This window comes from Nesterenkonia aethiopica (genome assembly GCF_039534665.1).
GTDB lineage: Bacteria > Actinomycetota > Actinomycetes > Actinomycetales > Micrococcaceae > Nesterenkonia > Nesterenkonia aethiopica.
On the sequence record NZ_BAAAVT010000001.1, the window covers coordinates 54,175 to 81,164 of the forward strand.

Below are 26,990 nucleotides of genomic sequence, written 5' to 3' on the forward strand. Positions count from 1 at the left end.
CGAACACGGTGAGCCTGGCCACCCCTGCGGCTAGGAATGGGAGCTCGTCAGCTCGGCGGCGTACCATGGGAGCAGCCGGGAGAACCTCCCCGCTCGCCCAGTCAACACCCAGGAGAGTCCGTGACCGCCATCAACCTCGGCATGCCGTCCGCCCCTCCGCCCGTCCTGGCTCCGCGCCGGAAGACGCGGAATTTCCAGGTCGGCAGTGTCGGCGTCGGCAGTGATCATCAGATCTCCGTGCAGTCGATGACCACCACCAAGACGCACGACATCAACGCCACCCTGCAGCAGATCGCCGAGCTGACCGCCTCGGGCTGCGACATCGTGCGTGTGGCCTGCCCCACGGACAAGGACGCCGAGGCGCTGCCGATCATCGCGATGAAGTCGCAGATCCCGGTGATCGCGGACATCCATTTCCAGCCCAAGTACGTGTTCGCCGCGATCGAGGCCGGCTGCGGTGCGGTCCGCGTGAACCCCGGCAACATCCGGAAGTTCGACGACAAGGTCGGCGAGATCGCCAAGGCGGCCAAGGACCACGGCACCTCGTTGCGCATCGGCGTCAACGCCGGGTCCCTGGACAAGCGGCTCATGGACAAGTACGGAAAGGCCACCCCTGAAGCGCTGGTGGAGTCGGCGGTCTGGGAGGCCTCGCTGTTCGAGGAGCATGACTTCCACGACTTCAAGATCTCCGTGAAGCACCACGACCCGGTGATCATGGTCCAGGCCTACGAGATGCTCGCCGAGCGTGGCGACTGGCCGCTGCATCTGGGTGTGACGGAGGCCGGGCCGGCCTTCCAGGGCACCATCAAGTCGGCGACGGCCTTCGGTGCCCTGCTGGCCAAGGGCATCGGTGACACCATCCGTGTCTCGCTGTCCGCTCCGCCGGCCGAGGAGGTCAAGGTGGGCAGCCAGATCCTGGAGTCGCTGAACCTGAGGCCCCGGAAGCTGGAGATCGTCTCCTGCCCGTCCTGCGGACGCGCGCAGGTGGACGTCTACACGTTGGCGGACGAGGTCACCGCAGGGTTGGAGGGCATGGAGGTCCCGCTGCGCGTGGCCGTCATGGGCTGCGTGGTCAACGGGCCGGGGGAGGCGCGCGACGCCGACCTCGGTGTGGCCTCCGGCAACGGCAAGGGACAGATCTTCGTCAAGGGTGAGGTCATCAAGACCGTGCCGGAGGACCAGATCGTCGAGACGCTGATCGCAGAGGCCAACCGCCTCGCTGAAGAGATGGATCTGGACACCGATGGAGATGCTCAGGCAACGGGTGCCCCTGTGGTCTCCGTCAGCTAACACCCTCGCCGGCCGGATCCACCGGGCCACCGGCGGGGTCGTCCGTGTGCTCGACGCCGGGGACACCCCGGCGTTGCGCCGACTCATGGCGGCGGATCCCGTCTCCAACGTCTCGGTGATCACCACGCTCGCCGCCCGCGGCGGCGCCGGGCCGGGAAAGGGGCGCAACGGTGCGGTCTTCCTGGGCATCGACGCGCCTCCGGAGACGACGAGGCCGCCCGGACAGGAGGGTCCGGCCGTCGGGGGCACCGTCACCCGGAAGGAGCTCGCGGCCGCCTGCTGGGTGGGGTCCAACATCAATCCGGTCGGCGCCGACCTCGCCCAGGCGGAGCTGTTCGGCCTGGCGGTGGGGGCCATGCGGCGCCGGGTCTCATCCATCTATGGCCCCGCCGAGGCCGTGCTGGAGCTCTATGACGCCGTCGGGTGGCTCAGTCCTCGCGACGTCCGTGCCGATCAGCCGCTGCTGACGATCACCCAGGCCTCAACGGTGGAGCCCCTGACCGGGGTGCGGACCGCCACCGTGGAGGACTATCCCCAGGTGGAGCCCGCCTGTGCGGCCATGTTCACCGAGGAACTGGGCTTCTCTCCCTATGCTCAAGGCTCGGCCCAGTACCGCGAGCGGATCCGCGCCCTGATCCTGGCCGGACATTCGCAGGTGTTCACGGATCCTGCCACCGGAGAGGTCATCTTCAAGGCCGAGTACGGGGCGGTCACCGACGACGTCGTGCAGATCCAGGGGGTCTGGGTGCGGCCGGACCACCGGGGGCGCGGCCTGGCGGCCACCGGCATGGCCGCCGTCGTCTCCCATGCCCTCACCCTGGCGCCGACGGTGAGCCTGTACGTCAACAGCTACAACACCGCGGCGCTTCGAGCGTATCTGCGCGTCGGGTTCCGCCAGGTGGGCACCTTCGCCACGGTCCTGTTCTGACAGGCCGGTCTCCTCGACACGGCCCGAGTCGATCCGCGCCCGGGTGGTGATGCGTAGGCTGGAGCCATGCCTCACCCTCGAACGCGCGCCACCATGAAGGACGTCGCCCAGCTCGCCGGAGTCTCCCCGAAAACCGTCTCCAACGTGCTCACCGGCGCGGTGGCCGTCCGGGAGGGGACCCGGGAGCGGGTGCAGGCGGCCATGGATGAGCTGGACTTCGTCCCGAACCTGAGCGCCCGCGGGCTGCGCAACGGGCGCACCGGCATCATCGGGGTGGCGCTTCCGGATCTCGCCACGGCCTTCTCCGCCGACCTCGCCCACACGATCGTGGAGCAGGCCCATGAGCGGGGTCTGGCCGTGCAGTTCGAGGAGACCGCGGCAGAGCCCGAGCGGGAGCATGACCTGGTCTCCCGGGCGCGCACCCACCTGATCGACGGGCTCATCCTCAACCCGGTCCGTCTGGAGGATTCGGTGATCGAACGGGTGGACCATCTGCCGCCCGTGGTGCTCATCGGCGAGGTGGAGCAGCATCGCGCTGATCGGGTGTACGTGGACAGCCGCGTTGCCTCCCGGGAGATCACCGAGCATGTGCTCTCCCGCGGGGCGCGTCGCATCGCTGCGCTGGGCGGCGCGGTGCGCGGACAGGACGGCAAGGCCACCGCCGGTCTGCGCCTGCTGGGATACCTGGACGCTCTGCGCGATGCCGGCCTGGAGGCGGACCCCCAGCTGCAGGTGGACGTGGAGCAGTGGACCATCGGCGGGGCCGCGGCAGCTGTGGAGGAGCTGCTGGCCCGGCAGGTGCCCTTCGACGCCGTCGTCGCCTTCACCGACACGTTGGCCTTCGGTGCGCTGCACGCCTTGCACCGGGCGGGGCTCCGTGTGCCCGAGGACGTGCTGGTCACCGGCTTCGACGACGTGGAGCATGCGGCGTTCACCCTGCCGCCGCTGACCACCGTGGCCTTCACCCGGACCGACTACGTCAGTGCCGCCCTGGACCTGCTCTCAGCGCGGTTCGAGGAACGGGCGGGGCGGCGCGACGATGGCCCCTCTCAGGCGGTGGTGATCCCGCACCGGCTGGTGCTCCGCGAATCCACCCAGGGCACCCCCGCGGGGTATGTCCCGACGGGCTCGCCTTGACGGGCGTCAGGTCTCCAGTAGCATGGTGCCCATCGTGATGTGCGCCACAGGGAGATTCTCTGAGGCGTAGTTCCATCGATGGAATTCCTGTCTTCGATCACGCTCGGCCGAGCGTGGAAGGAAGGGGCTGGGTTCTCCGAGGCAGAATTACATCGATGTAAAGATGATGGGGCGCACCTGCGGACCCCATGGTCCCGACCAAGGAATGAGCATCTATGAGACGACCCATCCTCAGCAGGAGGCAGCTCCTCGGCGGCGCGCTCGCCGGCGCAGGAGCCGCCGCGCTGGCCGGATGCGCGCCCAACGTCGGGCCCGCTGACCGGACCACCCTGCAGTTCTGGCATCTGCTCAGCGGCGGCGACGGCATCACCATGGCCGAGCTGCTGGACGGCATCAATGACTCCCAGGACGACTTCTTCGTCCGCCCCACCGTGCTGGCCTGGGGCACCCCGTACTACACGAAGCTGGCGATGGCCGGGTCCGGCGGACGCGCCCCCGAGGTTGCCGTCATGCACGCCTCCCGCGTGCCCGGCTACGTCCCTGGCGGGCTGCTGGATCCCTGGGAGCTGGACCGCCTCGCCGAGGTCGACCTCGATGAGTCCACCTTCACCGGGCCCATGTGGGAGAACAGCATCGTGAACGGTCAGCTCTACAGCGTCCCGCTCGACGCCCATCCGTTCATCATGATGTACAACACGGACATCTGTGAGCAGGCCGGCGTCCTGGAGTCCGACGGCACCATCACCCGGCCGGACAGCCCGGACCGGTTCGTCGAACTCTGCGAGTCGATCGTCGACGTCACCGGGGGCAACGCCCTGTCCTTCGGGTTCCTGGGTGATGGTGCCCAGCTCTGGAGGCTCTTCTACACGCTCTACGCCCAGCACGGGCACCTCATGGAGTTCCCCGACGGCGGCGAGGCGGTCATCGACGACGACGCCTTCGTCAACTCCCTGGAGCTGATGAGCCGGCTGGTGGACGGCACCATCGCCTCCACCCGCGCCGACTACGACTCGGCAGTGGCCGGGTTCTCCACCGGGCAGACCGGGCTGTTCTTCACCGGCGTCTGGGAGCTCCCCACCATGGTGGGCGCGGGCCTCCCGCTGGACGCCACCACCATCCCGACCCTCTACGGCACGCCGGCCACCTACGCGGACTCCCACTCGCTGGTGCTGCCGCATCAGCTCGACCCGGACCCCGAAGCTCGGGAGCACACCTACGAGTTCGTCTCTGAGCTGCTGAAGAGCTCCTTCAGCTGGGCCGAGGCCGGCCACATCCCGGCGTACCTGCCGATCGTGGACAGCCCGGAGTATGACGAGCTGCTCCCGCAGGCCAACTACGCGGACGCGGCCGACCAACTCGTCTATGACCCGGCGGCCTGGTTCACCGGCTCCGGGGCGAACTTCACCAACGACGTCGGCCAGATCCTGCAGTCCACCGTGACGGCCGGAGATGGCTTCGAGGGAGCGCTGGAGGACTTCCGTTCCCTGGTGAACTCCATCCTGGCGAGCCCGAACCCTGTGGACCCGGAGGGGGCTGAGCAGGTATGAGCGACATCCGAATGACCACCACCGAGAAGACCGACCGCCTCGACGAGAAGGCACCGCCCGGCACCGGCATCGCCCAGGTCGGCGAACGGGCCGCACGCCGGAAGGAGCGCCTGGTGGCCTGGGCCTTTCTGGCCCCCTTCATGATCGCGTTCCTGATGTTCGTCGTCTGGCCGATGCTCCACGGCGCCTGGCTGAGCTTCACCGACCAGTCGCTGGCCGGTTCGGGCGGGAACTTCGTGGGCCTGGACAACTACGCCGAGGCCTTCGCCGACTCCACGATGTGGGGCGCGATCCGCAACACCGTGTGGTTCACGATCATCTCCACTGTGCCCCTGGTGCTTTTCGCGATGGTCATGGCCCTGCTGGTCAACACTGGCCTGCCGGGGCAGTGGCTGTGGCGACTCTCCTTCTTCATGCCGTTCCTGCTGGCCTCCACCGTGATCTCACAGATCTGGGCGTGGATCTTCAACCCGGAGATCGGCGCGGCCAACGCGGTGCTCTCCACCGTCGGGCTGGAGCCGCTGGCCTGGCTGCAGACCCCGCACCTGGACCTGATCTCCATCACCATCGCCACCGTGTGGTGGACGGTCGGCTTCAACTTCCTGCTCTACCTGGCCGCACTGCAGAACATCCCGGAGAGCCAGTACGAGGCCGCGGCGGTGGACGGCGCCGGCCGCTGGCGCCAGCTCTGGTCGATCACGATTCCGCAGCTGCTGCCCGTGACCGGGGTGATCTTCATCCTGCAGATCCTGGCCTCGCTGAAGCTCTTCGACCAGGCCTACCAGATGCTCGGCGGGATCTCCTCGGACACCTCGCGGCCCATCGTGCAGTACATCTTCGAGGCCGGCTTCGTCGGCTACCGCTTCGGCTACGCGGCGTCCATCTCGTACGTGTTCTTCGCCCTGATCGTCGTGGTCGGCGTGATCCAGATGGGCATCCTCAACCGCAGGAAGGGGCAGCGATGACCACCACGGCAGCACTCCCGCAGATCGGGAGCGTCAAGCGCAGCTACAAGCCGGGGGAGGGGCCTTTCACACCGGCCCGCATCCTGGCCTTCATCGCCCTGGCCGTGATGGCTCTGGTCTGGCTCCTGCCCTTCGTGTGGGCCGTGGCCACCTCGTTGAAGACCGAGACCGACGCCGCCTCCGGTCGGCTGACGCTCATCGGCTCGGAGGGCATCTCCTTCGCGGCCTTCGACACGGTCCTCTCCGAGGGCAACGTCTACATCTGGGCGTGGAACAGCTTCTGGACCTCGGCGGTGATCACCTTCCTCACCGTGGCGATCTCCGCGCTGGCCGCCTACGCGTTCTCCCGGATGCAGTTCCGCGGCCGGGCCACCGTGTTCTTCGCCGTCATCGCGTCGATCATCGTGCCGCCGCAGGTGCTGATCATCCCGCTGTACTACCAGATGCTGGCGTTCAACATGGTCGACACCTACTGGGGTCTGATCCTGCCGCAGGTGGTCATGGCGCCGATCGTGTTCATCCTGAAGAAGTTCTTCGACGCAGTGCCCATCGAGCTGGAGGACGCCGCCCGGGTGGACGGCGCCGGACGGCTCCGGGTCTTCTGGTCGGTGGTGCTGCCGCTGTCCAAGCCGATCCTCGGCGCAGTGTCGATCTTCGTCTTCATCCAAGCCTGGAACAACTTCCTGTGGCCGTTCATCATCATCAACGACACGCTGCTGATGACGCTGCCGGTCGGACTGCAGACCGTGATCAGCGCCTACGGCGTCGCCTATGCCCAGGTGATGGCCCAGGCTGTGCTGGCCGCGCTGCCCCTGATCGTGGTGTTCCTCTTCTTCCAACGCCAGATCGTCCAGGGCGTGGCCACCACCGGCTTCGGCGGGAAGTGACCTCCCCACCCCGGCGGCGCCGCCGGTGCCGCCGTCGAGGGCTCTCTGCTCTCCCTCAAGACATCCCCTCACCCTTTAAGAACAGGAGACCCATGTCCAAGGCCCATCTGACCGTCGACCGCGCCTTCACCGTCGCGGATGTCCCCCACCGGCTCTTCGGATCCTTTGTGGAGCATATGGGCCGGTGCGTGTACACCGGCATCTACGAACCCGGCCACCCGCAGGCCGACCAGCGCGGCTTCCGCCAGGACGTCATGAAGCTGGTCAAGGAGCTGGGCCCCACTGTGGTCCGCTACCCCGGCGGGAACTTCGTCTCCGGCTACCTGTGGGAGGACGGCGTCGGCCCGGTGGAGGACCGGCCGACCCGCATCGACGGCGCCTGGCACACCATCGAGACCAACGCCTTCGGCCTGCACGAGTTCGTCGACTGGGCCCGGGAGGCCGGTGTCGAGGTCATGGAGGCGGTCAACCTCGGCACCCGCGGGGTGGAGGAGGCCCGCGCCCTGGTGGAGTACGCCAACCACCCCGGCGGCACCTACTGGTCGGACCTGCGCCGGAAGAACGGCGCCGCCACCGGCACCACCCAGGACCCCTTCGACATCAAGCTGTGGTGCCTGGGCAACGAGCTCGACGGCCCCTGGCAGATCGGCCACAAGACGGCCGACGAGTACGGCCGGCTGGCCCAGGAGACCGCCAAGGCCATGAAGCTGGTGGATCCCACGCTGGAGCTGGTCGCCGTCGGCTCCTCGAACCGGGGGATGCCGACCTTCGGGTCCTGGGAGCACACAGTGCTGTCCCACACCTATGAGGAGGTCGACTACATCTCCATGCACGCCTACTACCAGGAGCACGACGGCGACGCCGTCTCCTTCCTGGCCGAGGCCGTGGACATGGACGCCTTCATCGACGGCGTGGTCTCCACCATCGACGCCGTGAAGGCCGCCGGCAAGCACACCAAGCAGGTCGACATCTCCTTCGACGAGTGGAACGTCTGGTACCAGCGAGGCCTGGACACCGAGGACCAGCCGCACAATGTGGCGAAGGACTGGCAGCAGCACCCGCGGCTGATCGAGGACTCCTACAACGTCACCGACGCCGTGGTGGTGGGCACCCTGATGCACTCGCTGCTGCGCCACGGCGACCGCGTGCGCATCGCCAACCAGGCCCAGCTGGTCAACGTGATCGCCCCGATCCTGGCCGAGCAGGACGGGCCCGCCTGGCGACAGTCGATCTTCTGGCCCTTCGCCCGCATCGCGGCCATGGCCCGCGGGCAGATCATGCGCCTGGCGGTGGACGCTGACCAGGTCTCCACCACGAGGTTCGGTGACGTCGACGTCGTCGACGCCGCCGCCACCTGGGACGAGACCACCGGCAGGCTGTCGCTGTTCGTGGCGAACCGCTCGCTGGAGGAGGCCAACGACCTCACCCTGGATCTGCACGGGCTGGATGCCACGGCGGTGGTCTCCGCCGAGGTGCTGAGCATCCCGGAGGGCCGTGACCGCAAGGCCGCCAATGTGCTGGACGACCAGGACGCCGTCGGGCTGACCCCCCTGCGTGAGGTGGGACTGGAGGACGGCGCGCTGCGGGCGACGCTGCCGCCGCTGTCCTGGGCGGTGGTGCAGCTGGACGTCGCCACCGCCTGAGGGAGCGAGCGACGACGGGCCGCGTGTGAGCTTCGGCTGACACGCGGCCCGTCCGCGCGTCGGTTCAGGTGGTGTCCCGCGGCTGGCCCCATACTGGACACGGATCCTGCGCGCGTGGGCCATCGGGCCCGCAGCGTCCTGCCGAGCCGTCCGCCGTCCCTGCGAGGAGCCTTCGAGATGTCCCAGTCAGCCCCAGGCCGCCGCCGCCGTCGTGTGGTCCCGGTCCTGGCCGTGGGTGTGGCGCTGGCGCTGACCGGGTGCGCTGACGACGTCGCCGTCCGGGACTCCGGCGGCGGGGGAGGGGCCATCGGGGACCCGGGTGGTGCCCAGCAGCTGAGCGCGCCGGAGCCCGAGGGCAGCCAGCTCTCCCATGAGGAGATGCGGGAGGCGCTCGAGAGCGAGTTCACCGGGGCGAGCATCACGGACACCGATGACGTGTTGCCGGGTCTGCGTGACCTGGAGACGGAGCTGCAGCGGCTCCGGGTGAACCCTCAGGAGTGCAAGCAGTATGTGGTGGAGTCCGCCAGCCCGCTGCCCGACGGCGCGCTGATGGCCCATGCGATCCAGCAGGACGACGGTGGGTCAGGCGACTCCGACGGTGACTCTGACAGTGACACGGACGGCGAGTCCGGTGGCGACTCGGACAGCGACGGGGCAGACGGCGCGCGGGAGGCCACCGTGTACTCGTTCACAGACTGGCGCTCCGCCGACGCCTACCTGGCGGGCGAGGAGGACGGCCTGCAGCTGTGCGAGTCCTACACCGTCACCCGTGACGTCGGGGGCGACGAGTCCCCCTTCACGGAGGTGGCGCTGGAGCTCCTCTCGGTGGGCACCGCCGCAGACGCCGGGCTGGGACTGACCCAGGAGATGACGGTCGGAGACGAGAGCACCCACCTGGTCGCAGTCGCGCTGCGCCAGGGTTCGCAGATCGTCCTCGTGGCCGAAGCCCCGAATGAGGAGCCGGAGGACGACGACGTCGAGGACCTGGTGGAGGATCTGCAGGAGCAGGCGGCCGTCGTGCTGTCGGAGCTGACCGGCGACGACCTGTCGCTGGAGGAGGATGAGGAGGACACCGACGGCGACGACGAGGGTGAGGAGGACACCGACGGCGAGGACGAGGGTGAGGAGAACTCCGACGGCGAGGACGAGGGTGAGGAGGACTCCAACGGCGAGGACTCGGACGAGGGTGCCGACGACGCCGCCGACGCCGATGCTGACGAGGACTCCGCTGACCAGGACTCCTGACGGTCAGGACCGACGGTGGGCCCTAGTAGACTTCCCTCTCGGCAGCAGTCCCGACGATCTGGAATTGAGTTCACCGTGCCCCTGAGACTGTCGAATCTGTTCCTCCGCACTCTGCGCGACAACCCCGCGGACGCCGAGGTGGCCAGCCACCGGCTGCTGGTGCGCGCCGGCTACATCCGCCGTGCCGCGCCCGGGGTCTACTCGTGGCTGCCGCTGGGGATCATGGTGCTGCGCAAGCTGGAGGCCATCGTCCGGGAGGAGATGGACCGGATCGGGGCCCAGGAGATCCACCTGCCCGCGCTGCTGCCCAAGGAGCCCTATGAGGCCACCGGTCGCTGGGAGGACTACGGGGACAACATCTTTCGGCTGCAGGACCGCAAGGACGCGGACTACCTGCTGGCCCCCACTCATGAGGAGATCTTCACCCTGCTGGTGAAGGACCTCTACACCTCCTACAAGGACCTGCCGGTCTCGCTGTACCAGATCCAGACCAAGTACCGGGATGAGGCCCGCCCTCGGGCCGGGCTGCTGCGCGGACGTGAGTTCATCATGAAGGACTCCTACTCCTTCTGCCTCGAGGAGGAGGACCAGCGAGCGGCCTATGACGCGCACCGGGCCGCCTACCTGCGGATCTTCGAGCGCCTGGGGCTGGACGTGGTCCCGGTGGACGCCGTCTCCGGGGCCATGGGCGGCTCCGCCAGCGAGGAGTTCCTCTTCCCCTGTGAGATCGGCGAAGACACCTTCGTGGAGTCCGACGGCGGCTACCGCGCCAACGTGGAGGCCGTCACCACGGTGCCCCCGCAGGAGATCTCCGTCGACGGCCTGCCCCCGGCCGAGGTGCACCACACGCCGGGCACCGGCACGATCGAGACGCTGGTGGCTGCGGCGAACGCCGACCACCCGCGCCCCGACCGGCTGTGGACGGCGGCGGACACGCTGAAGAACGTGGTCATCGCCGTCGTCATGCCCGACGGGGAGCGGCGCGTGGCGGTGATCGCCGTGCCCGGTGACCGCGATGTGGACCTCAAGCGCGTGGAGGCCACCGTCGGCCAGCACCTCGGCGCGGCCGGCGAGGTCACCGTGGAGGCGGCCACCGCGGAGGACCTGGAGGCCCACCCCCTGCTGGTCCGCGGATACATCGGGCCCGGCCTGGAGCTGGAGAAGCAGGTGCTCGGCGAGGAGGCCGCCAGCGGCATCCCGTACCTGGTGGACCCGCGCGTGGTGCCGGGCACCAGATGGATCACCGGAGCGAACCACCGGGACCAGCACGTCTTCGGTCTCGTCGCCGGGCGGGACTTCACCTGGGACGGCGTCATCGAGTCTGTGGTGGTCCAGGAGGGTGACCCCGCTCCGGACGGCTCCGGGCCGCTGCGCACCCGCCGCGGCATCGAGCTGGGGCACATCTTCCACCTGGGGAAGCGCTACGCCGAGGCTCTGGGGCTGCAGGTCCTGGACGTCAACGGCAAGCTCTCCACGGTCACCATGGGCTCCTACGGCTTCGGCGTCACCCGTGTGCTGGCCGCGATCGCCGAGGCCAACAACGACGAGCGGGGCCTGGTGTGGCCCGGCTCCGTGGCTCCGGCCGACGTGCACGTGGTGGCCACCGGCAAGGATCCGGCCATCGCTGAGGCCGCCGAGACCCTGGTGGCCTCGCTGGAGGCCCAGGGCGTGTCCGTGATGTTCGACGACCGGCCCAAGGTCTCGCCGGGTGTGAAGTTCTCCGACGCCGAGCTGGTCGGTGTGCCCACCATCGTGGTGGTCGGCCGCGGCCTGGCCGAGGGGACGATCGAGCTGAAGGACCGCCGCTCCGGACAGGCCGAGCAGGTGCCGGTCGACGACGCCGTCACGGCCGTCGTCGAGCGTGTCTCCTCGCTGCGCTGACGGCCGGCGCACGTGGAGGTCGTTCTCGGTTCATTCGCCGAGATCTCGCCGCTGACGATCCTGCTGCTGGTGGTGGTGGGCTTCGCCGCCGGGTGGGTGGACGCCGTCGTCGGCGGCGGTGGGCTGCTGCAGCTGCCCGTGCTGCTCACGGTGCCGGGCATCACTCCGGTGCAGGCGCTGGCCACCAACAAGCTGGGGTCGATCTTCGGCACCACCACCTCGGCGATCACTTACATCCGCCGCGTGAAACCCAGCCTGACCACGGCCGGGCCGACGGCGCTCGCGGCCCTGTGCGCGAGCTTCGGCGGGGCGATGGTGGCCGCGTGGCTTCCGGAGGCGGTGATCCTGCCGCTGATCGTGCTGGCGCTGTTGGCCGTGGGCATCTTCACGGCGGCCAAGCCGAACGTGGGCCAGCTGGAGAAGCTGCGCCATGTGGGGCTCGGGCACGTCTCCCGGGCGGTGCTGATCGGCCTGCTGGTGGGTTTCTATGACGGTGTGCTGGGCCCGGGGACGGGCACGTTCCTGATCATCGGGTTGGTCACCGTGCTCGGGTACAGCTTCCTCAACGCCTCGGCGCACGCCAAGATCGTCAACGCGGCCACGAACCTCGGCGCGCTGCTGTACTTCGGACCCGCCGGCCACGCGCTGATCGCGATCGGACTGCTGCTGGGCGTGGCGAACATGCTCGGCGGATACACCGGCGCGCGGATGGCGATCGCCAAGGGGTCGCGGTTCGTGCGTGTGGTGTTCCTGGTCGTGGTCTTCGCGCTGGTAGCGAACCTGAGCTGGGACCTCATCGTCACCTGGTTCGGCTGAGCGGCTCCTCCGGCCCGCCCCCCGTCCGTCCTCAGTCCGTCCCCGGCCCGCCCCGCCCCGACAAGATGTCGGATCCCCTTGCATCTTCGCGGGGATCAGACATCTTGATGAGGCGGCTTGGCGGGCCCGGGCGACCTCTGGCGCAGTACTCCACAGGATGGTGGGAAGCGCCCGGGCTCTCCACAGACACCGGATGGGTATCGCGGAGAGGGCCCTCCGTCCTGAAGGGTCATGGGATGGACTTCATGACGACGGCCCCCGCGGATGCCATGCAGCTCATCCGTTCACGCCTCCAGGTGGACGGGACCCACTCGACGAGCACATTGAGCCAGGCAGTTCGCCGGGGAGAGATGCTGCGCCTGCGGCGGAGCGTGTACGTCCCCGCTTCGTCGTGGCTTCAGGCCTACCCCTGGGACCGACACCTCATGACGGCGGCCGCCCATGCGCTGTGGCGCCCGGCGAGCGTGTTCTGCCGGGAGACCGCTTTGGCGTTGCACGGGCTCCCGCTGCTCCGCACTCCCCGGGACGTCCACATCCGGACGCTTCGGCGGCAGCAAGTGGGGCGGCGAAGCCCCGCGCCGCTGACCGGTGCCGCGTCGGACGCCGTCGTCCGCCAGATGCTGTCGCGGGAACGCGGTCCCGAGGGGCGGCGGCTCACGGCCCATGATCTGAACGGCGTCAGTACACGACGCGTCTTGACCCCAGAACCGTCCCTGGATGTCGAGGTGCTCGGTGGCCCTCCAGGGCTCGGCCAGGTGCTCCGCGTGGAGCTGCTGGAGGCCGCAGTGATGGACACGCTTCCGCGACTCAGGTTCGATGAGGCCGTCGTCGTGCTCGATGCGCTCCGAGCTGGCCGCCATCGACGTCTCACCGAGCTCTCCCAGGACAGTCTCGGACAGTGGGAGCATCTCCTCACGTCACGGATGGCCACGCAGCGGTGGACCCTTGCGTGGGAGGTGTCTGATCCGGCGGCGGAGTCACCGGGGGAGTCGCTGTCCCGTGCACGAATGGTCGAGGCAGGCCTGCTCCTGCCAGAGCTGCAGAAGGAGTTCGATCTGCCCGATGGCGGCCGTGCACGCGTCGACTTCTGGTGGCCGTCCCTCGGGCTGGTCGGCGAATTCGACGGCAAGGTGAAGTACACCAGGGCTCGAGATCTCACCGGTCGCGACGTCGCCGAGGTGGTCTTCGAGGAGAAGATTCGGGAGGACCAGCTGAGGTCTATGGGGCTGGGGGTCGTGCGGTGGTGCTGGCCGGAGGCCTGGCGACAGCACGTTCTCGGCAGGATCCTTCGGACGGCAGGCGTCCCGCCGCTGTGACAGACGATCGCCTGCTCGCCCCGCGCTCCTGCCCCCATCTGATGAGAGCGCCCCTGTTAGCTGGCAGGGGCGCAGAAATCTTGGGGAGGCGGGACGCTCACCTGGCAGTGGCAGTGGCAGTGGCAGTGGCAGTGGCAGTGGCAGTGGCAGTGGCAGTGCGCTGAGCGGTGCCCCTGGCGCAGCCGGGGGAGCGTGGCAGAAGGCGCCGTCCTGGGCCGATACAATCGAGGCGCACCAGCACCCGATGTCGGAGGTAGACACCATGGCCGCCCCTCGCCGACCCCGTGAGGGGGAGAAGGCCCGCGACCCCCGCGCCGCGGAGCTGCTCCCCGTGATCGAGCCGATCGTCTCTGCGCAGGGCCTGCTCTTGGAGGAAGTGGAGCTGGTCGACGGGGCCACCGCCACGGTACGGGTGGTCGTCGACTACGCCACCGGGACCGAGCAGGTCGACCTGGACTCCGTGGCCGCCGTCTCCGAGGCGATCTCCGCGGCGCTGGACGAGGCGGAGGCGCTGGAGGACCTCACCTCCTACGAGCTGGAGGTCTCCACGCCCGGGGCTACCCGTCCGCTGACCGAGCCGCGGCATTTCGCCCGCAACATCGGCCGGCTGCTGGAGCTGGAGCGGGAGGGACAGCCGGACATGCTGGCCCGTCTTCAGGAGGTCACCGACGACGGCGTGGTGGTCGCCGAGCAGCGGCCGGCGCCGAAGAAGGGGATGCCGGTGAAGTACAGCGAGCCGGTGGAGCTTCCCTTCGATGCCATCAGCCGCGCCCGGGTGCAGGTAGAGTTTTCCCACACGGAGTGACCATACCGAGCGATGAGCCGACCGGACCCCCGGTCGGATGACCAGCGACGGAGCACAGAACGATCGGACCGGGCCAGAGATGTCCGGGCGAACTGGAGGAACAAGTGGATATCGATATGAGCGCCCTGCGCATGCTCGTCAAAGAGCGTGACATTCCCCTCGAGAAGCTGATACCGGCCATCGAGCAGGCACTCGTGCTGGCATACCACAAGTCTCCGGGCGCCCTGAAGCACGCCCGGGCCGAGATCGATCAGTCCACCGGTCATGTGACCGTCTGGGCCAAGGAGTTCGACGAGGACGGCACGGTCCTGGGCGAGTTCGACGACACTCCCAAGAACTTCGGCCGCATCGCCGCCTCCACTGCCCGCCAGGTCATCATGCAGCGCATCCGGGACGCCGAGGACGATCAGGTCCTCGGCGAGTTCAAGGGCCGCGAGGGCGAGCTGATCTCCGGCATCGTCCAGCAGGGGCGGAACCCCCATATGGTGCAGGTGGACCTGGGCTCGGTCGAGGCGGTGCTGCCTCCGCAGGAGCATGTCCCCGGCGAGGTGTACTCGCACGGTTCGCGGCTTCGTGCCTTCGTGGTCGACGTCCACCGGGGGCTCAAGGGTCCCTCGATCACGCTGTCCCGCTCGCACCCGGGCCTGGTGAAGAAGCTCTTCGAGCATGAGGTGCCGGAGATCGCCGACGGCACGGTGGAGATCACGGCGATCGCTCGGGAAGCCGGCCACCGCACCAAGATCGCAGTGCGCAGCACGCAGTCCGGCATCAACGCCAAGGGCGCCTGCATCGGGTCGATGGGCTCGCGGGTCCGGGCGGTGACCACGGAGCTCAACGAGGAGAAGATCGACATCATCGATCACAGCGACGACCCGGCGGAGTTCATCGCCCACGCGCTGTCGCCGTCGAAGGTCACTTCCGTGACGATCCTGGACGAGAACGCCCGCTCCGCCCGCGTGATCGTCCCGGACTCTCAGCTGTCGCTGGCCATCGGCAAGGAGGGGCAGAACGCCCGCCTGGCCGCGAAGCTGACCGGCTGGCGGATCGACATCGCCTCCGACGCCGCCCCCAACACGCCGGCGGCCCCTGCTGCGCCGGACGCCCCCTGACCCATCACGACTGAGGAGTCGCCGCGTCCCCTGACCCACCGGTGGACCTCCGCCATGACGGTGACCGGCGCCGCCCGTGGGGGACGTGTCGCAGGATGATTCTCCAGTGACCACCTTGAGGGGGTAGACTGTCATGGTCCCTGTCCGCACCTGCGTCGGCTGTCGCCGACGGGTTGAGCAGGGAGACGTCGTGAGACTCGCGCTGGCGCCCGAGGCCGCGGAGCCCGATGTCGACCGGTCGCCCGGTCGGCGCCGTGAGGCTTCACAGCCTGGACGCGTGGTGGTCGACGCCGCAGGTCGGATGCCCGGCCGCGGGGCGTGGATCCATCCGGAGCAGGAATGCTTCGACACAGCAGTGCGGCGGAAGGCCTTCTCGAGGGCGTTCCGCCGACCTGTCAGCGTCGAGTCCCTCAGCTTCGACGACGTCGAGGCCGCCGCGCGGTCGAGACGCCGAAGCTGACGATGTCCCAGCACACACCAGATGAAAGCGGGTTGGAAAGAGATGGACACCCGATGAGCACCGACGGATGAGTGCCCAGTGAAGACATCCCTGAGTGACTCCGTCATGAATCTCAGAACGTTCGACGGCTCCGTCCGGTGAACCGCTGACATCAGCCCCGCTGATCTCGGCGGGGCACTGTGCGGGCCAGACAAGGAGTAATGTGGCCAAGGCCCGCGTACACGAGCTCGCCAAGGAGCTCGGCATCACGTCCAAAGATGCTCTTGCCAAGTTGCAGGAGATGGGCGAATTTGTGAAGTCCCCGTCATCCACGGTGGAACCCCCGGTGGCCAAGAAGCTCCGTGCGGCGTTCCCCGGCGCGAAGAAGGACGGCGCCAAGAAGGAGTCCTCGAAGGGCTCCGGCGCCCCCGCGTCGAAGGACGGGTCCCCGGCAGGCGCCTCATCGAAGCCTGCCCCGAAGCCCGGCGCAGGTTCTGCGCCGACCCCCAGCTCGGTCAAGCCCGGTGCGGTCAGGCCCGGTCCCAAGCCGGGGCAGAAGCCTGCTCCCGGCCCGGCCGAGCAGAAGCCCGCCGCCCAGGAGCCTCAGGCTCAGGCGCCGAAGGCTCCTCGCGAAGACGGCGGCCCCTCGGCGCCCGCCCAGGGCACCGACGCCCCCCAGAAGGGCGCGCCCAAGCCCGGCGCCAAGCCGGGTGCCGGCGCTCCGAAGCCCGGCGGCTCCCGTCAGGGTCCGCGTCCGGGCAACAACCCGTTCGCCCCGCAGCAGGGTATGGGCGGCAGCGAGCGTCCGGCTCCGCGTCCGGGCGGATCCGGAGGCCCTCGCCCCGGCTCCCGTCAGGGTCCGCGTCCGGGCAACAACCCGTTCGCCCCGCAGCAGGGTATGGGCTCCGAGCGTGGCGGCGGCCCCCGTCCCGGCGGTGGCCGCGGCCGGCAGGGTGCCCCCTCGCAGGGCGGCCCGCGTCCCGGCGGTCCGCGTCCGGGCCCGGCCCAGGGCGGCGGAGCCCGTCCGAAGCCGTCCATGATGCCCGGCCAGACGCCTGCCCCGGCAGGAGGTCGTGGCGGGCCCGGCGGCGGTCCCGGCCGTCCTGGTGCTCCCGCCGGCGGTCCGCCGCGGGGTCGTGGTGGACGTGGACGCGGCGGCACGGCGGGCGCCTTCGGGCGCGGCGGTCCGTCCCGTTCGAAGTCCCGGAAGTCGAAGCGCGCCAAGCGCCAGGAGATGGAGCAGCGCCAGACTCGTGAGATCGGCGGCGTCCGCGTCCCCAAGGGCGACGGCACCACGATCCTGCGGCTGCGTCGCGGCTCCTCCCTGGCCGACTTCGCGGAGAAGATCAACGCCGAGCCGGCAGCACTGGTCACGGTGCTGATGAAGCTCGGCGAGATGGCCACCGCCAACCAGTCCCTGGACGAGGAGACCTTCCAGCTGCTCGGTGAGGAGCTGGGCTACAAGGTCCAGATCGTCTCGCCCGAGGACGAGGACCGTGAGCTGCTCGAGTCCTTCGACATCGACCTGGCGGCCGAGGCCGAGGCCGAGGACGAGGACGACCTGGAGGCCCGCCCCGCGGTGGTCACCGTCATGGGTCACGTCGACCACGGTAAGACCCGTCTGCTGGACGCCGTCCGGAACTCCAACGTCACCGAGGGTGAGGCCGGAGGCATCACCCAGCACATCGGTGCCTACCAGGTCCACGTGGAGCACGACGGCCAGGAGCGCGGCCTGACCTTCATCGACACCCCCGGTCACGAGGCGTTCACCGCCATGCGTGCCCGTGGTGCGAAGGTCACCGACATCGCGGTGCTGGTGGTCGCCGCCGACGACGGCGTCATGCCGCAGACGGTGGAGGCGCTGAACCACGCCAAGGCGGCCGATGTGCCGGTCGTGGTGGCGGTCAACAAGATGGACAAGGAGGGCGCCGCCCCGGACAAGATCCGTGGTCAGCTCACCGAGTACGAGCTGATCCCGGAGGAGTACGGCGGCGACACCATGTTCGTCGACATCTCCGCGATCCAGGGCACGAACATCGACCAGCTGCTCGAGGCGGTCCTGCTGACCGCCGACGCGGCGCTGGAGCTGACCGCCAACCCGTCCAAGGAGGCCCGCGGCGTCGCCATCGAGGCCAACCTGGACAAGGGCCGCGGTCCGGTGGCCACCGTCCTGGTGCAGTCCGGCACCCTGAAGGTCGGCGACAACATGGTCGCCGGCACCGCCTTCGGCCGTGTGCGTGCGATGTTCGACGAGAACGGCAACGCGGTCGAGGAGGCCGTGCCGTCACGTCCGGTGCAGGTGCTGGGTCTGTCCTCGGTGCCGCGCGCCGGTGACAGCTTCCTGGTCACTCCGGACGACCGCACGGCCCGTCAGATCGCGGAGAAGCGTGAGGCCGCCGAGCGCAACGCGATGCTGGCCAAGCGTCGCAAGCGCGTGAGCCTGGAGAACTTCGACCAGGTCGTGGCCGAGGGCAAGATCGACACGCTGAACCTGATCCTCAAGGGCGATGTCTCCGGTGCCGTCGAGGCGCTGGAGGACGCGCTGCTGGGCATCGACGTCGGCGACGAGGTGCAGCTGCGGGTCATCCACCGCGGCGTGGGTGCGATCACGCAGAACGACGTCAACCTGGCCACTGTGGACAACGCGGTGATCGTCGGGTTCAACGTCCGTCCTGCGGAGCGCGTCCAGGACCTGGCTGACCAGGAGGGCGTGGACATGCGCTTCTACTCGGTCATCTACGCCGCCATCGATGACATCGAGGCCGCGCTGAAGGGCATGCTGAAGCCGGAATACGAGGAGGTGCAGCTGGGCAGCGCGGAGATTCGCGAGGTCTTCCGCTCCTCCAAGTTCGGCAGCATCGCCGGCTCGATCGTCCGCTCCGGCGTCATCCGCCGCAACGCCAAGGCGCGTCTGGTGCGCGATGGCAATGTGGTGGCGGACAACCTGGCCATCGAGTCGCTGCGCCGCTACAAGGACGACGCCACCGAGGTCCGCGACGGCTTCGAGTGTGGTATCGGCCTGGGGTCGTTCAACGACATCAACGCAGGCGATGTCATCGAGACCTGGGAGATGCGGGAGATTCCGCGCTCCTGAGCGTCCTGTGACGTCTGACACCTCCGGGGGTCGCATCCACGCGATGCGGTCCCCGGAGGTGTCCCTGTCTGGCCTGGGACTGTCCTAGGCTGGGTTTCATCTTTCGACTTTTCAAGGAGGCCATCATGGCTGATCCAGCACGCGCGGCACGGCTCGCGCAGCGCATCAAGGTGATCGTCGCCGAGGCGCTGCGCCGTCGGGTCAAGGACGAGCGCGCCGAGCTGATCACGGTCACCGACGCACGCGTCACCAATGACCTGCAGCATGCCACTGTCTATTACACCGTCATGGGCGACGACGACGCCCGCCGGAGTGCCGAGGAGGTGCTCGCCGCGCACCAGGGTGTGCTGCGGCACGAGGTTGGCCGGCAGCTGACCATCCGCCTGACCCCGACTCTGGAGTTCGTCGCCGACGAGATCCCGGAGTCCGCCGCGCATCTGGAGGACCTGCTGCGCAAGGCCAAGGAGCAGGACGAGAAGGTCGCCGCTCTGCGGGAGCAGGCCGCTCCGGCCGGAGGGGAGGACCCGTACCGTTCGCTCGCCGAGGGTGAGTCCGCAGGGTCCGGCGCCGAGGGTGCCGCGTCCGAGGGGACCGACTCCGCTGACGGACGCTGAGGGGCTGCCGCACCTATGGGCAAGAAGCAGCGCGCCGAGGAGATCGCCGTCGGCTCCGGCCTGGTGCTGGTGGACAAGCCGGCCGGTTGGACCAGCCATGACGTGGTCGGGCGGATCCGTCGGCTGGCGGGCACCCGCAAGGTCGGGCACGCCGGCACCCTCGACCCGATGGCTACAGGGGTGCTCGTGGTCGGGATCAATCGAGCCACCCGGCTGCTGACCCATATCGTGGGGGTCTCCAAGACCTATACGGCGACCATCCGGCTGGGCCAGTCCACCACCACTGACGACGCCGACGGCGAGGTGGTGGCCACGCGGTTCGCCAATGCGGTCTCCCGGGAGCGGCTGGACGCCGAGGTGGAGGCCCTGACCGGGGAGATCCAGCAGGTGCCCTCCACCGTCTCGGCGATCAAGGTCGACGGTCGCCGCGCCTATGATCGGGCGCGCCGGGGCGAGGACGTGCAGCTGGCGGCCCGCCCGGTGACCGTGCACCGGTTCGACGTGCTGGAGGTGCGCCGTCTCGAGGGCGGCCGGATGGTCGACGTCGACGTGGAGGTGGACGTCTCCTCGGGCACCTATGTGCGGGCGTTGGCCCGTGATCTGGGGGAGGCCCTGGAGGTGGGCGGCCATCTGACCGCGCTGCGTCGCACGGCGGTGGGGCCGTACCGCATCGAGAACGCGCTGACCCTGGAGCAGCTGGCCGAGGACTTCGGCTACGTGGACCTTGCAGAGGCGGCCGCGAGAATCTTCTCCCGGCGCGAGCTCACCCAGGAGGAGGCGGAGAACCTGGGCCACGGGCGCCGGATCACCGCCTCCGGCACCGGGGCGGCGGGGGAGCCGGATCGGCTCACCGCGGCGTTCGGGCCCGATGGCGAGCTGGTCGCACTGCTGCAGGACGTGCCGGCAAAGAAGGGCGCCTCTGCCTCCGGTGATGCCGCGCGGGCTGCGGCTGCGGAGCAGGTCAGCTTCCAGGCGAAGCCGGAGCTGGTGTTCGCCCCGCAGTAGGGCGTAGGTTTCTACAGGCTGTAGAGGTTGAGAGAATCGTCCAGTACCGTCCGGCAGGAGGAGCAGTATGACCCTGATGTTCATCATCGGCACGGTCGTGTGTGCCGCCTCCACGCTGATCTGCTGGGTCATGACGGCGCTGCGCCGCCACCCGGCGGACTCCTCGATCATCAGCCTCGCCGCCGTGGAGCTGTTCCTGGTGGTCTACGGCATCTACGCCGCCGTGCGTCAGCTGGGCTTCGATGCGTCGATCGCGGGGGAGGCCTGGGAGTTCTGGGGCTACGTGTTCACCGCCCTGCTGCTGCCGGCGGGAGTGTTCGTCTGGGCGATGATCGACAAGACCCGCTGGTCGAACCTGGTGATGAGCTTCGTCGGCCTGGTGGTGTTCGTGATGGTCTATCGCATGGAAGTCATCTGGTGGGGGAGTGCGACGGCTCCCTGTGCCTGCTGAAGAGAAGAGAGTGATGGTCCACAAGCATCTGAGCTCTGAGGACGGCCGCGACTCGGCCCCCGGCGTCGAGCGGCGGTCATCACCCACACCCCGGAACCGGGGGGTGGGCATGCTCATCATCACCGCCTATGGGATCTTCGCGGTCTCGGCCACCGCGCGGGCGCTGTATCAGATCTTCGCGCATTTCGAGGATGCCCCGGTGGCGTATCTGCTGAGCGCCTTCGCGGCACTGGTCTACGTGTTCGCCACCCTCGCCCTGGCCCGCACGTCGGTACTGGCGTGGCGGGCCGCGCTGGTGGCGGTGCTGATCGAGATGGTCGGGGTGCTGGGTGTCGGGGCCTGGACGTATCTGGATCCGGAGCTGTTCGACGAGGCCACGGTGTGGTCGCACTTCGGGCAGGGCTATGGCTTCGTGCCCCTGGTGCTGCCGTTCATCGGCCTGTACTGGCTTCTGAGCCATCGTCCGGGGCGGGACGCGCCGGGGGCGCCGCCGTCGTCGGGAATGGGCGCCGGCTGACGAGTGCTCCATAATGGGGAGCGGCAATGACGCCGACGCACCACCTGCAGAACTGAGGAGACACGTGCACTATTGGAACGGCCTGGATGAGGTTCCCGCGGACCTCGGTCCGACGGCGGTCACCATCGGCAACTTCGACGGCGTCCACCTGGGGCATCAGGAGGTCCTCACCCAGCTGGCCGCCGCGGCCGCCGAGCATGAGGCCTCCGCCGTCGCCGTGTCCTTCGACCCGCACCCGGCGCAGGTGCACCGGCCGCACCAGTGCCCGGAGATGATCACCGGGGTGCAGGAGAAGATCTATCGGTTGGCCACCACCGGCATCGACGCGATGCTGATGATCCGTTACTCGCTCGACCTGGCCGCCCTGACTCCCGCCGAGTTCGTGAAGCAGTACTTCGTGGACGCGCTGAACGTCCGAGTGGTGGTGGTCGGCCATGATGTGCGCTTCGGACGCGGAAACACCGGCTCCTTCGAGACGATGGTGGAGCTGGGGGAGCAGTACGGGTTCACCGTCGTGGGTGTCGAGGACTTCGGCCGGGACCGCCGGTGCTCCTCCACCTGGGTGCGGGAGGCGCTGGCCGCCGGTGACGTCGCTTCCGCCCGCGAGGTGCTGGGCCGGCCCCACGCGGTGCTCGGCGAGGTGGTCCATGGTGCCGCACGTGGGCGGGAGCTGGGATTCCCCACCGCCAACCTCGGACAGGACTCGGAGGGCATGATCCCCGCCGACGGCGTCTACGCCGGGTGGCTGACCGACGGCCACGGGCGGCGTTGGCCCGCAGCGATCTCGGTGGGCTCGAATCCCACCTTCGACGGTGTGCAGCGTGTGGTGGAGTCCTTCGTGATCGGCAGGCCCAAGGAGAAGGTCGAGGACTTCGATCTCTACGGTCAGCAGGTGCGGGTCGAGTTCATCGACCGGCTGCGCGGCATGGTCGCCTTCGAGGGGATCCCGCAGCTGATCAGCCAGATGGAGGAGGACGTGGCGCGCGCGAAGCTCACGCTGGGCACCGATGACCCGGAGCACCTGGATGCGCGGCCGGTCCCGGCGGTGGAGGGCTGAGCCCTGCCGCCCTCTCCTGAGCCGGGCCGTCCCGCCGCGGACCCGCCGCACCGTGCCGTCCCGAATCGGCCGAAGCTGAGGCCTGGAGAGCAGGTCATCATCGCCGATCCGGGGCGACGTCGCCTGCTGGGCGGGGCGTACGGCGAGCAGATGGGTCTCGCGGCGGCGCGTGAGTATGACGAGCTGCGGCCGCGGTACCCGAAGCAGGTCGTGGAGGCGATCCTCGGTCCGGTCGCGAGGGTCTCCGGCCCGCTGCGGGTGGCCGACGTTGGGGCGGGCACCGGCATCCTGACACGCCAGCTGCTGGCGGCGGGCGAGGATCGTGTGGCGCGCGTGCACGCGGTGGAGCCCAGTGGCCCGATGACCCAGGTGCTGCAGGAGACCGTTGACGACGACGAGGAGCTGCGACGCAGGCTGCAGGTGCACCTCACCTCGGCGGAGGACACCGGGCTGGAGCAGGGCGCGGTCGACGTCGTGGTCGCCGCCCAGGCCTGGCACTGGTTCGAGACCGGGGCCGTGCAGCGGGAGGCGCATCGAATCCTGGCCGAGCGTGGAGCGCTGGCGATCGTCTCCAACCATCTGGACACCTCCGACCCGTGGGTGCACCGGCTGACCCGCATCATGCGCGCCGGGGACGTGCACCGTCCCGGCTGGAGCCCTCCGCTGGACCCGCGGCTGTTCGCGCCGCCGCGCACCGAGGAGTTCACCTGGTCGCGGCGGCTGACCGCCGACGACGTCCGCCGCCTGGCCGCCACGATGAGCTCCTGGCTCCGGGCCGGTCCGAAGGAACGTGCCCGGCGTCGGGAGAACCTGGACTGGTACCTGGACGAGCACACCGGGCTGGCCGGCGACGACGTCGTCGAGCTGCCGTACCTCACTGTGCTGCACACGGCGCAGCGCCGGTGAGAGGCGGGTCCGTGCCTCATTCCTGACCTGTGGAGCGCCTGTCCCGTGGCCGTGCGGGGTCTCATTCGCCCCGATCGCGGCATGTGCGGTAAAGTGGAGCGTTGCTGTGCTGCAGTCCGCGGTGGCCAGCACCGGAATCCTGAGGGGCGAACGCCCCACAGTGTCCGGCACCTGATCGCGGTACAACCATCAAGGAGCAATCCCATGGCTTTGGATCCCGCTGTCAAGCAGGAGATCATCAAGGAGTACGCGACCCACGAGGGCGACACCGGTTCGCCTGAGGTTCAGGTCGCCGTGCTGACCCGTCGGATCAGCGACCTCACGGAGCACCTGAAGTCGCACAAGCAGGACCACCACACTCGTCGTGGCCTGATGATCCTGGTGGGTCGTCGTCGCCGCCTCCTCAAGTACCTGCAGAACAACGACATCGAGCGGTACCGTGCGCTGATCAAGCGCCTCGGCATCCGCCGGTGAGTGTCTGAAGGCACCAGGGCAGGCGTGCAGACGCTGATACCAAGCTGACGGAACAGGTGGCTCCACACGCGGTCGAATGACCGTGGGAGTCACCTGTTCTGTATGCGAGACTATGAGAGACAGGCACGCCGGTGCCGAGCTGGACCCCATGTGCTCCGGTCCTCGGTAGTGGCCTCCGGGAGCCGCGCGTGATGCGCAGGCGGCCCGTGGGCTTCGATCGATGGCCGTCATATGGCCTGATCCACCTCCTCCCACCGGCGACCGTGCCTGTCTGTTCGACAACAGAGAGGAGACACCTGCCATGCAGGGTCCCGAGGTTCACTATGCCGAGGCCGTGATCGACAACGGTCGATTCGGCACCCGCACCATCGAGTTCGAGACCGGACGGCTGGCCAAGCAGGCCGCCGGGTCGGTCCTGGTCACCCTCGACGAGGAGACCACCATCCTGTCCGCCACCACGGTGGGCAGGTCCCCGCGCGAAGGCTTCGACTTCTTCCCCCTGACGGTGGACGTCGAGGAGCGCATGTACGCCGCTGGGCGCATCCCCGGCTCGTTCTTCCGCCGTGAGGGCCGCCCCACCACGGACGCGATCCTGGCCTGCCGCCTGATCGACCGTCCGCTGCGTCCGGCCTTCAAGAAGGGCATCCGCAACGAGGTCCAGGTCGTGGAGACCATCCTGTCCATCAACCCGGACGACCTCTACGACGTGGTGGCCATCAACGCCGCCTCCGCCTCCACCCAGCTCTCCGGTCTGCCGTTCTCCGGTCCGATCGGCGGCGTGCGTGTGGCGCTGATCCACGACTCTGAGGGCGCCCAGTGGGTGGCGTTCCCGAAGCACTCGCAGCTGGAGAACGCTGTGTTCGACATGGTCGTGGCCGGCCGTGTGGTCGGTGACGACATCGCCGTGATGATGGTCGAGGCCGAGGCCAGCGACAACTCCTGGAAGCTCATCAAGGAGCAGGGCAAGACCGCCCCCACCGAGGAGATCGTCGCCGAGGGTCTCGAGGCGGCCAAGCCGTTCATCAAGGTCCTGTGCGAGGCCCAGGCCGACCTGGCCTCCCGCGCGACCAAGGAGCCGGTCGAGGTGCCGTTCTTCCTGGACTACGAGGACGACGTCCTCGAGGCCGTGAAGGCCGCCGCCGAGGAGAAGCTCACCAGCATCTACCAGATCGCGGACAAGCAGGCCCGCGAGACCGCCGACGCCGAGCTGAAGGCCGAGCTGGTCGAGAAGCTGGCCGGCGAGGGCCAGCAGTTCGAGGGTCGCGGCGGCGAGGTCGGCAAGGCCTTCGGCGCGGTGACCAAGCAGGTCATCCGCCAGCGCATCCTGCGCGACCAGGTCCGCATCGACGGCCGTGGGCTGACGGACATCCGCCAGCTGACCGCCGAGGTCGAGGTGCTGCCGCGCGTGCACGGCTCGGCGATCTTCGAGCGCGGCGAGACCCAGATCATGGGTGTCACCACGCTGAACATGCTGAAGATGGAGCAGTCCATCGACAGCCTGTCGCCGGAGACCAAGAAGCGCTACATGCACAACTACAACTTCCCGCCCTACTCCACCGGTGAGACCGGTCGCGTGGGCTCCCCGAAGCGCCGCGAGATCGGCCACGGTGCGCTCGCCGAGCGCGCGCTGGTCCCGGTGCTGCCGTCGCGCGAGGAGTTCCCCTACGCGATCCGCCAGGTGTCCGAGGCGCTGGGCTCCAACGGCTCCACCTCCATGGGCTCGGTCTGCGCCTCGACGCTGTCCCTGCTCAACGCCGGTGTGCCGCTGAAGGCCCCGGTGGCCGGCATCGCCATGGGTCTGGTCTCCGACGAGGTCGACGGCGAGACCCGCTACGCCGCGCTGACCGACATCCTCGGCGTCGAGGACGCCTTCGGCGACATGGACTTCAAGGTCGCCGGCACCGAGGAGTTCGTCACCGCGATCCAGCTGGACACCAAGCTCGACGGCATCCCCGCCTCCGTGCTGGGTGCGGCCCTGAAACAGGCCCGCGAGGCTCGTCTGCACATCCTGGGCGTCATCAACGCCGCCATCGACGCTCCGGACGAGATGTCGGAGTTCGCTCCGCGGATCATCTCCGTGATGGTGCCGGTGGACAAGATCGGTGAGGTCATCGGCCCGAAGGGCAAGATGATCAACCAGATCCAGGAGGACACCGGCACGGACATCTCCATCGAGGACGACGGCACCGTGCTGATCGGCGCCACCAACGGGGAGGCCGCCGAGGCCGCGCGCAGCGCGATCAACGCGATCGCCAACCCGCAGGTCCCGGAGATCGGTGAGCGCTACCTGGGCACCGTGGTCAAGCTGACCACCTTCGGTGCGTTCATCTCGCTGACCCCCGGCAAGGACGGGCTGCTGCACATCTCCGAGCTGCGCAAGCTCAACGATGGCAAGCGCGTCGACGACGTCGAGGACGTCGTGGGTGTGGGCCAGAAGCTGCAGGTCGAGATCACCAAGATCGACGACCGCGGCAAGCTGTCCCTTGCCCCGGTGGTGGACGAGGACGCCGACGGCAACGACAAGCAGTCGGTCAACCAGGTCCTGGTCGACGCCGAGTGATTCCGCTGGTCTGACGCCAGCTCCCAGCTGACGCCAGCACCGCGCTGACCTGCGGGTCAGCCCAGTCGACGGCCGGTGGCCGTTCCCCTCACGGGGAGCGGCCACCGGCCGTCGTCGTGTCTGGGCGATGCTGGGTGCCGGGCGGGGGCTCCGGCATCGAGTGGTCACAAACGCCGGTATCTCGGGTCTCTTCGCGGCGTGTCAGAGGTCAGATGCCGGGATTCATGGCCACTCGGTGGAGTCACTCGGTGGGGTTGCTCAGGGGTGTTGGTCGGGCTGATGATGAACGGGGTGCTCTGAACGG

General features: G+C 69.0%; 23 protein-coding genes. All 23 read left to right on the forward strand.

Translation table 11 applies throughout. The annotated features are described in order from the left end of the window. Positions 1-120: 120 nt before the first annotated feature. A complete protein-coding gene (gene ispG, locus ABD658_RS00290; RefSeq protein ID WP_070160073.1) occupies positions 121-1,290 on the forward strand; it encodes a flavodoxin-dependent (E)-4-hydroxy-3-methylbut-2-enyl-diphosphate synthase in 1,170 nt (389 codons plus the stop codon). Beyond that, on the forward strand, positions 1,244-2,218 hold the full coding sequence (locus tag ABD658_RS00295; RefSeq protein ID WP_344682211.1) for a GNAT family N-acetyltransferase: 975 nt from the start codon (positions 1,244-1,246) through the stop codon (positions 2,216-2,218). Before ispG ends, ABD658_RS00295 begins: the two co-directional genes overlap by 47 nt. Before the next feature lie 66 nt (positions 2,219-2,284). Then, on the forward strand, positions 2,285-3,355 hold the full coding sequence (locus ABD658_RS00300; RefSeq protein WP_344682209.1) for a LacI family DNA-binding transcriptional regulator: 1,071 nt from the start codon (positions 2,285-2,287) through the stop codon (positions 3,353-3,355). Positions 3,356-3,570: 215 nt separating this feature from the next. After that, positions 3,571-4,902 (forward strand): extracellular solute-binding protein, encoded by a 1,332-nt coding sequence (locus ABD658_RS00305; RefSeq protein WP_344682207.1) that lies wholly within the window; start codon positions 3,571-3,573, stop codon positions 4,900-4,902. Next, positions 4,899-5,867 (forward strand): carbohydrate ABC transporter permease, encoded by a 969-nt coding sequence (locus tag ABD658_RS00310; protein WP_344682205.1) that lies wholly within the window; start codon positions 4,899-4,901, stop codon positions 5,865-5,867. The genes ABD658_RS00305 and ABD658_RS00310 overlap by 4 nt, the downstream gene beginning before the upstream one ends. Continuing rightward, complete coding sequence (locus ABD658_RS00315) at positions 5,864-6,754, forward strand: carbohydrate ABC transporter permease (RefSeq protein ID WP_179542354.1); 891 nt, start codon at positions 5,864-5,866, stop codon at positions 6,752-6,754. Before ABD658_RS00310 ends, ABD658_RS00315 begins: the two co-directional genes overlap by 4 nt. A gap of 92 nt (positions 6,755-6,846) precedes the next feature. After that, a complete protein-coding gene (arfA, locus tag ABD658_RS00320; protein ID WP_344682203.1) occupies positions 6,847-8,397 on the forward strand; it encodes an arabinosylfuranosidase ArfA in 1,551 nt (516 codons plus the stop codon). Positions 8,398-8,574: 177 nt separating this feature from the next. Beyond that, on the forward strand, positions 8,575-9,642 hold the full coding sequence (locus tag ABD658_RS00325) for a hypothetical protein (protein WP_344682201.1): 1,068 nt from the start codon (positions 8,575-8,577) through the stop codon (positions 9,640-9,642). A gap of 75 nt (positions 9,643-9,717) precedes the next feature. Beyond that, a complete protein-coding gene (locus tag ABD658_RS00330; RefSeq protein ID WP_344682199.1) occupies positions 9,718-11,523 on the forward strand; it encodes a proline--tRNA ligase in 1,806 nt (601 codons plus the stop codon). Between the two features lie 12 nt (positions 11,524-11,535). Beyond that, positions 11,536-12,339, forward strand: a complete 804-nt coding sequence (locus tag ABD658_RS00335) for a TSUP family transporter (RefSeq protein WP_085437476.1) — start codon at positions 11,536-11,538, stop codon at positions 12,337-12,339. A 245-nt stretch (positions 12,340-12,584) separates the two neighbouring features. Next, a complete protein-coding gene (locus ABD658_RS00340) occupies positions 12,585-13,655 on the forward strand; it encodes a hypothetical protein (RefSeq protein WP_344682197.1) in 1,071 nt (356 codons plus the stop codon). 262 nt (positions 13,656-13,917) lie between these two features. Next, a complete protein-coding gene (locus tag ABD658_RS00345; RefSeq protein ID WP_344682195.1) occupies positions 13,918-14,460 on the forward strand; it encodes a ribosome maturation factor RimP in 543 nt (180 codons plus the stop codon). 104 nt (positions 14,461-14,564) lie between these two features. Beyond that, complete coding sequence (gene nusA / locus ABD658_RS00350) at positions 14,565-15,569, forward strand: transcription termination factor NusA (protein WP_344743572.1); 1,005 nt, start codon at positions 14,565-14,567, stop codon at positions 15,567-15,569. 190 nt (positions 15,570-15,759) lie between these two features. Further along, entirely contained in the window at positions 15,760-16,029 is a 270-nt protein-coding gene (locus ABD658_RS00355) for a YlxR family protein (protein ID WP_237090035.1), read from the forward strand. A 202-nt stretch (positions 16,030-16,231) separates the two neighbouring features. Then, positions 16,232-19,102 (forward strand): translation initiation factor IF-2, encoded by a 2,871-nt coding sequence (infB, locus tag ABD658_RS00360; protein WP_344743574.1) that lies wholly within the window; start codon positions 16,232-16,234, stop codon positions 19,100-19,102. 125 nt (positions 19,103-19,227) lie between these two features. Continuing rightward, positions 19,228-19,716, forward strand: a complete 489-nt coding sequence (rbfA, locus tag ABD658_RS00365) for a 30S ribosome-binding factor RbfA (protein ID WP_311023717.1) — start codon at positions 19,228-19,230, stop codon at positions 19,714-19,716. A gap of 15 nt (positions 19,717-19,731) precedes the next feature. Next, positions 19,732-20,721, forward strand: a complete 990-nt coding sequence (gene truB / locus ABD658_RS00370; protein WP_344683670.1) for a tRNA pseudouridine(55) synthase TruB — start codon at positions 19,732-19,734, stop codon at positions 20,719-20,721. Between the two features lie 67 nt (positions 20,722-20,788). Next, positions 20,789-21,172, forward strand: coding sequence for a hypothetical protein (locus tag ABD658_RS00375; protein ID WP_344683668.1), 384 nt, complete (start codon positions 20,789-20,791; stop codon positions 21,170-21,172). A gap of 13 nt (positions 21,173-21,185) precedes the next feature. Then, the gene (locus ABD658_RS00380) at positions 21,186-21,689 is read left to right on the forward strand and encodes a hypothetical protein (protein WP_344683666.1); all 504 of its coding nucleotides are present in this window, start codon (positions 21,186-21,188) and stop codon (positions 21,687-21,689) included. 64 nt (positions 21,690-21,753) lie between these two features. Next, positions 21,754-22,746: a bifunctional riboflavin kinase/FAD synthetase gene (locus ABD658_RS00385; protein WP_311023723.1), complete on the forward strand. Its 993-nt coding sequence runs from the start codon at positions 21,754-21,756 to the stop codon at positions 22,744-22,746. A 150-nt stretch (positions 22,747-22,896) separates the two neighbouring features. After that, positions 22,897-23,652 carry a class I SAM-dependent methyltransferase gene (locus ABD658_RS00390; protein WP_344683663.1) on the forward strand — a complete coding sequence of 252 codons (756 nt, stop codon included), beginning with the start codon at positions 22,897-22,899 and terminating at the stop codon, positions 23,650-23,652. Positions 23,653-23,856: 204 nt separating this feature from the next. Then, positions 23,857-24,126, forward strand: a complete 270-nt coding sequence (gene rpsO, locus ABD658_RS00395) for a 30S ribosomal protein S15 (protein ID WP_070161073.1) — start codon at positions 23,857-23,859, stop codon at positions 24,124-24,126. 301 nt (positions 24,127-24,427) lie between these two features. Further along, positions 24,428-26,686 carry a polyribonucleotide nucleotidyltransferase gene (locus tag ABD658_RS00400; RefSeq protein ID WP_344683660.1) on the forward strand — a complete coding sequence of 753 codons (2,259 nt, stop codon included), beginning with the start codon at positions 24,428-24,430 and terminating at the stop codon, positions 26,684-26,686. Positions 26,687-26,990: the final 304 nt, after the last annotated feature.